Origin of the sequence: Mycobacteroides abscessus ATCC 19977 (assembly GCF_000069185.1) — a bacterium.
Classification (GTDB): Bacteria; Actinomycetota; Actinomycetes; order Mycobacteriales; family Mycobacteriaceae; genus Mycobacterium; species Mycobacterium abscessus.
In genome coordinates this window covers 4,962,401-4,974,437 of sequence record NC_010397.1, presented here as the reverse complement: position 1 = coordinate 4,974,437, position 12,037 = coordinate 4,962,401, and the positions used below count along the sequence as shown (strand labels likewise).

The window sequence follows — 12,037 nt, the reverse complement described above, 5'->3', positions numbered from 1 at the left end:
ACGTGCGGCTACGCCGTGGCAATGACCTGTGCACTGCGGTGTTCGCGTACCCAGTTCTGCGCGGCGACTTGTACTGCGTCCCAGGGAGATCCCAGGGGCGGGGTGTAGGACAGGTCGAGCTCACTGAGGGCATCGACGGCCATCGCGTGGAACAAGGCGGTGGCGTAGGTGTCGACGCGTTTGGAGATCTCCGCGGAGCGGTGTCCGACGAGTTGGGCGCCGAGCAGTGCCCCGGTGGTGGCGTCGCCGGTGATGCGGATGCTGATCGGGGTGGCGCCTGGGTAGTAGGCCTTGTGGTCGTCGGGGGTTGAGGTGGTGGACACCGGAACCCAGCCGCGATCGGCTGCTACGGCTTCGTGTTCGCGCAGCCCGGTGCGGGCAGCTACGAGGTCGAAAATCTTTACGACCTGGGTGCCCAGACTCCCGGCGTAGCGGGCGTTGCCGCCGATTGCGTTCTCTCCGGCGACGCGGCCCTGTTTGTGGGCGGTGGTGCCCAAAGGCAGCCACGTGATGCCGAGCAAGCGGTGGTGGGTGTGCACGCAGTCACCGGCGGCGTAGACGTCGGGCAGGTTGGTGCGCATCGCCTCGTCGACCACGATGGAGCCTTTGATGCCGAGTTCGGCTCCGGCGTCGGCGGCCAGTTCGACATCGGGTTTGACTCCGACCACGACGAGCACGAAATCTACGGTCCGGGTGAGTGTTTGGCCGTCATGGACGGCGGTCACGGTGAGGGCGTCGCTGTCGGTGCGGGAGATGGCGGTGACGGCGGTGTTGGTGAGGACTTCCACGCCGTGGCGCTGCAGTTCGGTGTGTACGAGTGCGCCGAGTTCGGGGTCGACGGTGGGCAGCACTTCGGGCAGCGCCTCGATCTGCGTGACTTTGATGCCGCGGGCGGTGAGGCCTTCGGCCATTTCCAGGCCGATGTATCCGGCGCCGATGATGACTGCGGTCTTGGGGTCACGGGTGGTCAGGGAGTCCATCACCTCGAAGGTGTCGCCCATGGAGTGCAGCAGGTGCACACCGTCGGCCGGGCCGAGAGCGTCGGGTCCGGTCAGGCCGGTGATGGGTGGGCGGGCCGAGACGGCGCCGGTGCCCACGATCAAGGCGTCGTAGGACAACTGTTGCGGGTTGCCGTGTGGGTCAAGGACATCAAGGGTGTGGGCCGCGGCGTTGATGGCGGTGGCGCGGGTGCTGGTCAGGACCCGCATGCCGGTGGCGGCCAGGTCGGCGGCGGTGCGGTGCGCCAGGTTCGACCAGTGGGTGACTTCCCCGGAGACGTAGTAAGGGATCCCGCAGATGGAGAAGTTCGGGTAGTCGTCGGCGACCACGACGGTGACGTCGGTGGTGGGGTCGAGTTCACGGATGCGCAGGGCGGCGCTGATCCCGGCGTCGCTGCCGCCGATCGCAATGACGTGTCGTGGGCTCATGAGTGCGGGTCTCCTCGAACGGATGGGGTGGTGTGCCGAGCCTGAATTGGAAGTGAGGCGCCGTTGCCTGCTGCTGTCAGTTCGCGGTGGCGGTGAGCTGGCGGTGCAGCTGCTGGACGCGCCCGGCGATGTCGTCGCGGACTAGGCGCATGCGTTCGATGCCTTCGATGCCGCGCTCGGAGGGCTCGTCGGTGTCCCAGTTATCGAGCGTGACGCCTTCGGGTACCTCGACTTTGGCTTCCCGGCCCAGGGTGATCACCTGGTCGATGCGTGCCAGCAGGTCCGGGTCGATTGTCTTGGGGTATTCGCCCTCGGTGCTGGCGCCGACCTCGTGCAGGCTTTCTGCGGACAGGGCGTTGACGGCGGACCCGGGTGCGGTGCCGGCCGAGTGCACTTCCACGCTGTCCCCGGCGATCTGGCGCATCAGGGCTGCTGCCATTTGGGATTTTCCGCCGTTCTTGACGCACACGAACAGGACGGCCGGGATACGGCCGGAGGTCAGGTCATTGGTCATGGGGTTACTCCGTCACGTTCGTTGTGGATGCGGCCGTGGAGGCTGCAGGTGAATTGTGTTGGGGTGCTGGGGTGAAGCGGCCGCGCAGCGCCAACGACACGTAGACCAGGGCGACTAGGACCGGCACTTCGATGAGGGGCCCCACGACGCCGGCCAGAGCTTGACCGGAGGTGGCGCCGTAGGTGGCGATCGCGACCGCGATGGCCAGCTCAAAGTTGTTTCCGGCGGCGGTGAACGCCAGTGTGGTGGTTCGTGCGTAGCCCAGGCCCATGGCGGCGCCGAGCAGATAGCCACCGCCCCACATGATGGCGAAGTAGGCCAGCAGTGGTAGTGCGATACGTGCCACGTCCCAGGGCTTGGAAGTGATCTGATCACCTTGCAGGGCAAAGAGAATCACGATGGTGAACAGCAACCCGTACAGCGCCCACGGCCCGATCACCGGCAAGAACTTCGACTCGTACCAGTCGCGGCCCCTGGTGCGTTCCCCGATGCTCCGCGACAGATATCCGGCCAGCAGCGGGATGCCCAGGAAGATGAGCACGGACTTGGCGATCTGCCACGGGGAGGTGCTGATCTCGGTCTGGGGCAGGTGCAGCCAGCCGGGCAGCACCGAGAGGTAGAACCAGCCCAACACCGCGAACATCACCACCTGGAACACCGAATTAAGTGCGACGAGAACGGCCGCGGCTTCCCGGTCCCCGCATGCCAGGTCATTCCAGATGATGACCATCGCGATGCAGCGGGCCAGGCCGACGATAATCAGCCCGGTGCGGTACTCGGGCAGATCAGGCAGCAGCAGCCATGCCAACGCGAACATCAATGCCGGGCCGAGCACCCAATTCAGCACCAGGGAGCCGAGCAGCAGCTTGCGGTCACCGGTGACAGTGTCGAGACGGTCGTAGCGCACCTTGGCCAGCACCGGATACATCATGATCAGCAGACCCAGCGCGATCGGCAGCGAAATGCCGTCGACCTGAACCTTTTCCAGTGCAGTATTCAGGCCTGGAACGTTGCGCCCCAGCAGCAGGCCCGCTGCCATCGCGACACCGATCCACACCGGCAGAAACCGATCTAAGGTCGAGAGTTTCCCGGCCACCGCGGGATGTTCGGCAGTGTCGGCGGTTGCATTCATGAAGGGCCCTCCGTGGGTGTTGCAGAGATGGTCGTGTCGGGGATGCGCACGATGCCGGCCAGAGCGTCGAGAACCTCTGGCACGACTTGGTAGTACACCCACGACGCCCGGCGTTCAGATGCCAGCAGCCCGGCATTGCGCAGGACTTTGAGGTGATGAGAAATGGTGGGCTGGGAGACCTCGATACCCGGGGAGATATCGCAGACGCACGCCTCGCCACCAGCGTGGCTGGCGATGAGACTGAACAGCCGCAGCCGCACGGGATCGCCAAGTGCCTTGAACACCTTGGCCAGATCCACCGCCTGCCCCGCTGATATCGGCTCGCGCACCAGTGGCGAGCACCGGATGTTCACCGGCTCAATCACCAGCTGATTCGACATACATCGATATTGACAGGTATCGAATCAATGAGCAAGCCAACATCGGGTAAACGAAGGGCCGGCCAACTCATTTTGTTTGATATATGTCTAATTAGTGGTTAGTGTGGTGGGATGCCCAAAGCGTTACCCGTCATCGATGTCAGTGCACCCATCTGCTGCCCCCCGCTCTCGGCCGCACCCATGGGCGAGGACGTGGCCGTGGAATTAGCGCTGCGGCTCAAGGCATTAGCCGACCCCACTCGGTTGCGGCTGCTTTCAATCCTGCTGACGGCCAGTGACGGCGAAGTGTGCGGCTGCGATCTGGCTTCTGCGGTCGGGCTCACCGAAGCCACTGTCAGCCATCACCTCAGCCAGCTCAAGAAGGCCGGCCTAGCCGCGTCGGAGAAGCGCGGATTGAATGTCTTCCACCGCGCGAACCCGCAGGCCATCGAGGCCCTGCGCGGGGTGTTGATGACCTGCTGCTGACCGGGCAGCGCACCTGCGCCCACATCCGGGTGCGGCGACAACGATGTCGACTGAAAGGAACTAGTTCGATGAGATCAAGGGTGGACAGCGCGCGGCCGTCGGTATGGACCCCGGCGGATTTCCCCGACGAGAGCGCATGGTCGTTCCCGCTTTCCGGAGCGGACCGGAACATTCTGATCGCCTACGGCCGAGGTCAGATCGAGGATCTGTCAGCACATTTGGGTGGCGCCGCCGCGCAGTGGATCGAGCTGTTGCACCAGGGGCCCGGGTTCGTGCGGCTGCGCGGATTCCCGATCCACGAGCTGACCGACACTCAAATCGAACATGCCTACCTGGGGCTGGGGCAACTACTGGGCCGCCCGGTAGGGCAAGACCGGCACGCCAACCTGCTTACCCACATCCGTGACGAACAGATCGGCGCCGAGCCCGGGGTGCGTAAGTACCGCACCAATTTGCGTCAAGACTTCCACAGCGATGGATCGGATCTGGTCGGGCTGCTGTGCCTGCGCCCGGCCAAAACCGGCGGCGAGTCCAAGATCGTCAGTGCCCATGCCGTCTACAACGAAATGCTGGACCGTGCACCGCATCTGGTCGAGGTCATGTACCGGCCGATGCCATGGGACCGCAACAACGAACAACCCGTCGGCGAACCGCCGTTTTTCGAGCTCCCGCCGATCATCGAGATCGACGGCATCCCAAGGGTTTTCTTCATCGCCTGGTACATCCGCGACTCCCAACGTCACCCCGGCGCGCCGCGGCTCACTGGCGGGCAGCGTCAGGCATTGGCGCTGGCCGAGATTATCGCCAACGACCCGGCCTTTCATATCCAGATGCAGTTCGCACCCGGAGACGTGCAACTACTCAACAACACCACCGTGCTGCATTCGCGCGAGGAGTACACCGACCACGACGATCTCGCACTGCGCCGGCACCTGCTGCGTCTGTGGCTGACCACCGATTCCGCCGCGACCCACGAGATCCTGCGCGGCGGAATCCCGATGCAGAAGGCGAATTGACGACACGCGGCCAACCGGGTCCTCTTGGCGGCGTTTGTTGGCTATCGGCCAGCCGTGCCGCTACGGGCTGCACAGCAGCGCACCCGAGGTGGCCAGTGCGATTGTGACGAGGGGTCCTGCGCTGATAGCGGCCACGCACATAGTTAGCGCAATGCGAGCCCATGCACGTGCCGGGGGCTCCGGTGGTGTCAGCAGTCGTTCGGCACGGTCCAGGACCGCCACATTAGCGGCGCCAACGGCGGCGGCCGGAACGGTGCCGGCCAGATCCATCAGCCCCGACAGCAAGACGCCACGTCCATGGTGGCGGGCTGCAGAGTCATCTGCACACATCTCAAGCAGGCGTGATATCTGGGCGGAGCCGTCAGTCATGAGCCGAACCCTTGGAAAGACATCGGCCAGGGCGCGCAACACGGAGACGAGCTGGGGATGATGCCCCGCAAGATGGGCGCGTTCATGGGCCAGTATCGCCGCAACCTGTGCGTCGTCGAGAACAGCCAGTGCGCCGGTCGTGAGCACGATCGCCGAAGGACGGCCCGCGACGCAGTAGGCGGCAGCTTCTGGAGCTTCGAGAACCATCACGTCCCCCTCGGCGGTGCGCCGCCCCACCATGTGCACCGCATACGCATGCTCATGGGCGGTGTCGCGCAACCGGATCAAGGTTCGGGCCAGGCGCACGCCCAAGGCTGGCGCGGCGATGCTTCCCGCCGCCGAGAGGGCTAACAGCCCAACCTGTGCTGCCGCACCTGCTTGACCAATAAGCATTGCGTGCAGCCGGGCCGCGCACGCTGCTAGCACAACCGCAGGGGAATTCCAGTGCCGGACAACGTCGATGACAATCAGTGCGGCAGCTGATATCCAGGTGCCCAACACACTGACGATCGCCGCCAGCCATGCTGTGATCGCCAGGCGCGGGGCGTACCCGGTCCGGGTCAATCGCCGCAACAACCGGGGCCCGAAGATCAGCACAGCGACGCTGTACAGCAGTAGACAGACAGCGATACTCATTTCGTGCGGGCCCGTTTTGCCGGTCGACGCAACACGGCCCGCAGCCGCTCCGATTCTTCGGCGCTGATCTGCTCCAGGAAGTGGGTGAGCACCAGCTCTGGGCTCCCGCCGCCGCTGAGTGCCTCGCGCATCAGGCGGGCGCTGTGCTGCTCGCGGGTCAGGGCCGCCCAGTACCGGTAGGCCTTGCCCTCACGCTCGCGCTCCAGCCAGCCCTTGGTGTGCAGGTTGTCCATCGTGGACATCACGGTGGTGTAGGCGATATCGCGTTCGGCGGCCAGCTCATCGAACACCTCCCGCACCGTGGTCGCGGTCTCATCGCCGCGACTCCACACGCGGTCCATCACCACCGCTTCCAGCTCACCAAAACCTCGGCTACCCACCGCTTGCGTCTCCTAGCCGTAAATTTCTTACTGTCTACGTACGTAAACAGTAATACTGCCGACCGGTCTGTGCTGGCGGTCAGTCAAGCAGCCGTGGCGCCCGTATGTGCATAGCTGTCCCACCCATGCACATGGCTGCGGTGCGGGACAGGCGATGCTGGTACGCCGTTGTGGCACATCGCCTGCCCCGCGCGGGTCAATTCTTTTGGTTCCTAAGGCTTGTCGGCGCAGCAGTCGTCGCCGCCCTTGGCGGCGGGCATGTCGGCGCAGCAAGGGCAGTCGGCATCCGGAGCGGACTTCATCGCGGCCATCATCGTTTTCATCGCCGCCTCATCGCACCACATGAGCGCGGCCATCGAACCGCCCCCGCCCTGATAGGTCACCATTGCCGGCGCTTCGCCGGTGACATCGAAGTACACCTTGCCAGTGGCGGTGTGCCCCTGGGCGATCGTGGCGGCGGGGATCCCGTACGGGCTGGCCACCTGCCACAACGCCGGGTAGCGCTCTTGCGAACCGGAGACCGCGCCCAAATTCGGGATGAGCGGGGTCACCGACCCGGTGACCGCGTGCACCGATGCGGTTGCCTCCCAAAGCTGTCCCGCCACCGGATAACCCGGGACGCCATCAGTGCTCTTGCGCAGCCCGCTGATGGTCCATTCCTGCACCACCGCGCCGTCGGCATCGCTGAGCCGCTGATGTGACCCCATCTTGTGCGGACAGTCATTCTTGGCTGCATTGGCCAACGGAACGCTGACCGCCAACATCGCCAATACCGCCGCGGCGGCCATCATGATCATTCGCAATACACGCACGTGCACAACCCCTTTCAATGCAACTCGGTTTTCTACGTACTTGCTACGTAAATCGATCGTATGCTGATCTACTATCTACGTACCTAGATAGTAGATCAAGGGTGAGGGTTGTGACGACGCAGTGGCAGGGCGGTCAGATGCGGCATCGGATGAGGCGGCTCGCCGCACTGCTGGCAGCCGGCCTCGCAGCCATGGCAGTACTGCACTGCTCGGGCTCCGTACAAGTCCCCTTGCTCACTGCAGGCGCGGTGCAACTGGGAGCCCCTATAGCTGCCGCTGTCAGCGGCGATGCGGATTACCCCGGGATGGGGTCGGAGCACTCATCAATGCATTGCCTGCCCGCTGCCTCCGTCGCCATCGTCGGCGACGGTAGCGGCATCTGGTCGGTATCTGACCTGACATTGGCGTCGTCGGCGTCGTATCGCCCGTTGGAAACTCCGGGGCTGCGAGCCCCGCCACGCCCGGCGCAGGGCGGCGGCGCGCTGATGTATCGCCTCTGCGTTATCCGGCGCTGACGGCGGCGCCGGGTCGCCGCGCTCAGCGGGAGAGGCCCCCACACGCCACCGTCACACGCCGCCATTGACGCGGCAATCACACGTAGGGAAATCCCATGCTAAACACCACCTTTATTCGTCGTACCAGGTTCACCGCAGCAGCTCTCATCGGCGCAGCGGCGCTCGCCATCACTGCATCGCCGACCGCGCTCGCCGGGCCCACCGGCACACCGAACGCCCTAGAGGTCATCGCCATGCTCGAGCGCCAAGGCGACACCGTCATCGTCAGCCGTACCGGAAACAAGCCACTACAAATGTGCACGGTCACCTCGGTACGGGAAATACAGGCCCAGTACTGGTGGACACGTCCACGGGTCCAGAACCCCAAACCCACACGGCGCCCCAACGCCGTGGGAACGCAGCTGATCATCCGCACCATGCGGGTCGAGATCAGATGCTAGAACGCAAAGCGCCGACGCAGCTGCCCTCGCAAATGCGGAGGTCGAACACCACATTGAATCGCCGCCGACCGCTATCATCGTCATATGACGATCAAAGGATCGGTGGTGCAGTCTTTCGCGCCCGTGTCGTTGCAGGCCGCATCGGCGCTGTTCCATAGCCTTTCGGACGAGACGCGGCTGGCGATTCTGCGGCGCCTGGCCTGCGGTGAGGCGCGGGTGGTGGATCTGACCGGCGAGTTGGGTCTGGCCCAATCGACGGTGTCGGCGCACCTGGGGTGCCTGCGTGAGTGTGGGCTGGTCGACTACCGCCCGCAGGGGCGTTCCTCGGTGTACCGGCTGGCCCGCCCTGAGGTGCTGGCGGTGTTCACCGCAGCCGAGGACTTGCTGGCCGCCACCGGGAACGCGGTGGCGCTGTGCCCGAACTATGGCCATCCAGACGGCCACCCGGAAACAAAGCGGAAGGTAGTGCGGTGAGTGATGCGTGCGGCTGCGGCCACGACGAACCGGCCACCGGAGACGAGGTCGACGGTGAGCGTGAGCCCGAACGGCTGTGGGAGGTTAGCGAACTGCGGTTCGCCGCGGTCGCCGGGGTGGTGCTGCTGGCTGGATACGTGGTGGGTTGGACCGGCGGGTCACACCCGGTCGAAATCGGTTTGTATGCGGCGGCGTTGGCGATCGGCGCCTACACGTTCGTGCCCTCTACGCTGCGCCGCCTGGCCCGCGGCAAGATCGGTGTGGGCACCCTGATGACGATCGCCGCGATCGGGGCGGTGATCCTCGGTGAAGTCGGCGAGGCGGCGATGCTGGCGTTCCTGTTCTCCATCAGCGAGGGCCTGGAAGAGTACGCGCTCGCGCGCACCCGCCGCGGTCTGCGAGCGCTGCTATCTCTGGCGCCCGAAGAGGCCACCGTCCTGCGCGATGGCACCGAAACAACCATTACCGCAACAGAATTGCAGGTCGGTGACACCATGTTGGTGCGCCCCGGGGAGCGAGTGGCCACCGACGGCACCATCACGGCGGGCCGCACCGCGCTGAACACCTCGGCTATCACCGGCGAATCGGTGCCGGTAGAAGCCGGGCCAGGCGATGAGGTTTTCGCCGGCTCGATCAACGGCAACGGGGTTCTGCAGGTGCGCGTTAGCGCTACGGCGGCCGATAACTCGCTGGCCCGCATCGTGGCGATCGTGGAAGCCGAACAATCCCGCAAGGGTGCCAGTCAGCGCCTGGCCGACCGGATCGCCAAACCGCTAGTGCCCGCGATCATGATCACCGCCGCCGCGATCGCCGTGCTGGGTTCGGTGTTCGGGGATCCGTTGGTGTGGATCGAGCGGGCCCTGGTGGTGCTGGTGGCCGCATCCCCGTGCGCACTGGCGATTTCGGTGCCAGTGACCGTGGTCGCCGCAATCGGGGCGGCCTCCAAGCTCGGCGTGCTGGTCAAAGGCGGCGCCGCCCTGGAAGCCCTCGGCGTTGTGCGCACCATCGCGCTGGATAAGACCGGCACCCTCACCGCCAACCGGCCCACCGTCATCGAAGTCGCCGCCACCGCCGGAGCCACCGGTGAACGAGTCCTTTCTGCCGCAGCAGCATTAGAGTCCCGCAGCGAGCACCCCTTGGCGGCGGCGATCCTGGCGGCGGCCGGCTCCGTCGACCCGGCCGACGACGTAGAAGCGGTCACTAGCGCCGGGCTGACCGGCCGCCGCGGCGGACACACATTGCGGCTGGGGCGGCCCGGCTGGATCGATCCGGGCTCGCTGGCCCCCGATGTGGCGCGCATGCAGCAGGGCGGAGCCACCGCCGTCCTGGTCGAAGAAGACGGCCAGCTGCTGGGGGCGATCGCGGTGCGCGATGAACTGCGCCCCGAAGCCGCCCACGTCATCGCAGCATTGCACCGCAGCGGATACCGGGTGGCAATGCTCACCGGCGACAACGCCGCCACCGCCACCACGCTGGCCCGCCAGGTCGGCATCGACACCGTGCACGCCGACCTGCGACCCGAAGACAAAGCCCGCATCATCACCGAACTGCGCCAACAACATCCGACCGCCATGGTCGGTGACGGCGTCAACGACGCACCCGCTCTGGCCACCGCCGACCTCGGCATCGCCATGGGCGCTATGGGCACCGACGTGGCCATCGAAACCGCCGACGTAGCTCTGATGGGCGAAGACCTGCGCCACCTCACCCAGGCGCTGGCTCATGCCCGGCGGGCCCGGACCATCATGCTGCAAAACGTAGGCCTGTCTCTGGCACTGATCGCTGTCCTGATCCCGCTGGCTCTGTTGGGGATATTGGGCCTGGCGGCGGTAGTGGCCGTGCACGAGCTGGCTGAAATTGTTGTCATCGCCAACGGTGTACGCGCCGGACGCACCCAACCGTTGACCGCTCCCGAACACGCGAACACTCCTGCAGCACAGCTAGCTCAGCAGGAATGAGGTCACCAGCCCAGCGTCCCTCGCGTCGGTAGCGCTGCAAACTGTCAACGATCATCGTGAAATGCACCCCTGCATGGCGGGCGTGTATGTGCGTGCTTCCGGAGCGCTCCCCGGAAGCGACCACCGGTCGCTCGGCAGATCTCTGCCACTCGCTTCGAATTCCCTCATTGTTACTTGAGCTATCTGAAATCTCTATTGTGCGACGCGTGCTTAGTTACCGCAGGTTATGCCAAGCATCCGCGAACGGTGGTTCATCCTGCATTCATCTTGAAAGTGTTGCGAGTTAACGCTCTGACCTTAGGTTTAGGCCACAACCGGAATTACTCAATGAATCCTGTTGTATTGACTTGCCGACCTGGTGGCGTTTGGGCCACCCTCAACCTTTCGAGGAGCTTCGTGAAACTCAACCGTTTCGGCGCCGTGCTGACTCTGGTGGCATCAGGTGCGCTGGTGCTCTCGGCATGCGGCAGCGACAACAATGCCTCCGGTTCATCGGGCAGCGGGTCCGGTGACCCAGCAGGGGTGTCCTGTGGTGGCAAGAAGTCACTGAAGGCCAGCGGCTCGACCGCCCAGGCCAACGCGATGACCCGGTTTGTGAACGCCTATGAGCAGGCATGTTCGGGCTACACCCTCAACTACACCTCCAACGGGTCCGGCGCGGGAGTCAGCGAGTTCCTGGGCAAGCAGACCGATATCGGTGGCTCAGACTCGCCGCTGAGCAAGGACAAGGGCGAGTACGACAAGGCCGTGCAGCGCTGCGGCTCACCGGCATGGAACTTGCCGGTAGTGTTCGGCCCGCTGGCAGTCACCTACAACCTGGCCGGGGTAGACGCACTGGTCCTGGACGGGCCGACCGCAGCCAAGATCTTCAACGGTGCGATCACCACATGGAACGACCCGGCGCTGGCGGCCCTTAACCCCGGCGCCTCGCTGCCGGCCGAACCGATCCATGTGGTGTTCCGCAGCGACGAGTCGGGAACCACCGACAACTTCCAGAAGTACCTCAACGGCGCCTCCGAGGGCGCCTGGGCCAAGGGTGCCGGCAAGGCATTCAACGGCGGTGTCGGTGAGGGCGCCAAGGGCAATGAAGGCACTTCGGCTGCCATCAAGAACACCCCCGGAGCCATCACCTACAACGAATGGTCGTTCGCCAAGGCCCAGAACCTGTCGGTCGCCAAGATCGTGACCTCGGCCGGACCTGACCCGGTGGAAATCAGCGTCGACACCGTCGGCAAGACCATCGCCGGGGCCACCATCAAGGGCGAAGGCCACGATCTGGTTCTGGACACCACCTCGTTCTACAAGCCGACCCAGGCGGGGGCCTACCCGATTGTGTTGGCCACCTACGAGATTGTGTGCTCGAAGTACCCCGACGCCGACACGGCCACCGCCGTCAAGGCGTTCCTGAAGTCGACCATCGGGCCCGGCCAAAAGGGACTGTCCGATAACGGCTACATCCCCCTGCCGGACGCTTTCGGATCGAAGCTTTCCGATGCCGTCGGCGCGATCGCTTGATCTG

At 65.0% G+C, this 12,037-nt stretch carries 14 protein-coding genes; 7 read left to right on the top strand and 7 right to left on the bottom strand.

All coding sequences use genetic code 11. The annotated features are described in order from the left end of the window. Positions 1 to 8 precede the first annotated feature (8 nt). The 4 genes from MAB_RS24625 to MAB_RS24610 form a co-directional block, all read right to left on the bottom strand. A complete protein-coding gene (locus tag MAB_RS24625) occupies positions 9 to 1,427 on the bottom strand; it encodes an FAD-dependent oxidoreductase (protein ID WP_005112740.1) in 1,419 nt (472 codons plus the stop codon). 76 nt (positions 1,428 to 1,503) lie between these two features. Next, on the bottom strand, positions 1,504 to 1,941 hold the full coding sequence (locus MAB_RS24620) for an arsenate-mycothiol transferase ArsC (RefSeq protein ID WP_005112739.1): 438 nt from the start codon (positions 1,939 to 1,941) through the stop codon (positions 1,504 to 1,506). A gap of 4 nt (positions 1,942 to 1,945) precedes the next feature. Beyond that, a complete protein-coding gene (gene arsB, locus MAB_RS24615; RefSeq protein WP_005112738.1) occupies positions 1,946 to 3,073 on the bottom strand; it encodes an ACR3 family arsenite efflux transporter in 1,128 nt (375 codons plus the stop codon). Beyond that, complete coding sequence (locus tag MAB_RS24610) at positions 3,070 to 3,453, bottom strand: ArsR/SmtB family transcription factor (RefSeq protein ID WP_005112737.1); 384 nt, start codon at positions 3,451 to 3,453, stop codon at positions 3,070 to 3,072. Before MAB_RS24610 ends, arsB begins: the two co-directional genes overlap by 4 nt. A 111-nt stretch (positions 3,454 to 3,564) precedes the next feature. On the opposite strand from MAB_RS24610, the gene MAB_RS24605 reads away from it, so the two are divergent. Next, positions 3,565 to 3,918 (top strand): Rv2640c family ArsR-like transcriptional regulator, encoded by a 354-nt coding sequence (locus MAB_RS24605; RefSeq protein WP_005125282.1) that lies wholly within the window; start codon positions 3,565 to 3,567, stop codon positions 3,916 to 3,918. Positions 3,919 to 3,998: 80 nt separating this feature from the next. Then, entirely contained in the window at positions 3,999 to 4,934 is a 936-nt protein-coding gene (locus tag MAB_RS24600) for a TauD/TfdA family dioxygenase (protein WP_005112735.1), read from the top strand. Positions 4,935 to 4,994: 60 nt separating this feature from the next. On the opposite strand, the gene MAB_RS24595 is transcribed toward MAB_RS24600, so the two are convergent. The 3 genes from MAB_RS24595 to MAB_RS24585 form a co-directional block, all read right to left on the bottom strand. Next, on the bottom strand, positions 4,995 to 5,939 hold the full coding sequence (locus tag MAB_RS24595; RefSeq protein ID WP_005112734.1) for a M56 family metallopeptidase: 945 nt from the start codon (positions 5,937 to 5,939) through the stop codon (positions 4,995 to 4,997). Beyond that, positions 5,936 to 6,319, bottom strand: coding sequence for a BlaI/MecI/CopY family transcriptional regulator (locus MAB_RS24590; RefSeq protein ID WP_005112732.1), 384 nt, complete (start codon positions 6,317 to 6,319; stop codon positions 5,936 to 5,938). The genes MAB_RS24595 and MAB_RS24590 overlap by 4 nt, the downstream gene beginning before the upstream one ends. 212 nt (positions 6,320 to 6,531) lie before the next feature. Then, the gene (locus MAB_RS24585) at positions 6,532 to 7,116 is read right to left on the bottom strand and encodes a DUF1942 domain-containing protein (protein WP_005130468.1); all 585 of its coding nucleotides are present in this window, start codon (positions 7,114 to 7,116) and stop codon (positions 6,532 to 6,534) included. 125 nt (positions 7,117 to 7,241) lie between these two features. On the opposite strand from MAB_RS24585, the gene MAB_RS25260 reads away from it, so the two are divergent. The 5 genes from MAB_RS25260 (at position 7,242) to pstS (ending at position 12,033) form a co-directional block, all read left to right on the top strand. Further along, positions 7,242 to 7,646 (top strand): hypothetical protein, encoded by a 405-nt coding sequence (locus MAB_RS25260; RefSeq protein ID WP_012296813.1) that lies wholly within the window; start codon positions 7,242 to 7,244, stop codon positions 7,644 to 7,646. Between the two features lie 95 nt (positions 7,647 to 7,741). Further along, positions 7,742 to 8,086 (top strand): hypothetical protein, encoded by a 345-nt coding sequence (locus tag MAB_RS24575; RefSeq protein ID WP_005112727.1) that lies wholly within the window; start codon positions 7,742 to 7,744, stop codon positions 8,084 to 8,086. A gap of 84 nt (positions 8,087 to 8,170) precedes the next feature. Continuing rightward, complete coding sequence (locus MAB_RS24570; protein WP_005112726.1) at positions 8,171 to 8,560, top strand: ArsR/SmtB family transcription factor; 390 nt, start codon at positions 8,171 to 8,173, stop codon at positions 8,558 to 8,560. Next, positions 8,557 to 10,518, top strand: coding sequence for a heavy metal translocating P-type ATPase (locus tag MAB_RS24565; RefSeq protein WP_005112725.1), 1,962 nt, complete (start codon positions 8,557 to 8,559; stop codon positions 10,516 to 10,518). Before MAB_RS24570 ends, MAB_RS24565 begins: the two co-directional genes overlap by 4 nt. 396 nt (positions 10,519 to 10,914) lie before the next feature. Next, on the top strand, positions 10,915 to 12,033 hold the full coding sequence (gene pstS / locus MAB_RS24560; RefSeq protein ID WP_005112724.1) for a phosphate ABC transporter substrate-binding protein PstS: 1,119 nt from the start codon (positions 10,915 to 10,917) through the stop codon (positions 12,031 to 12,033). Positions 12,034 to 12,037 lie beyond the last annotated feature (4 nt).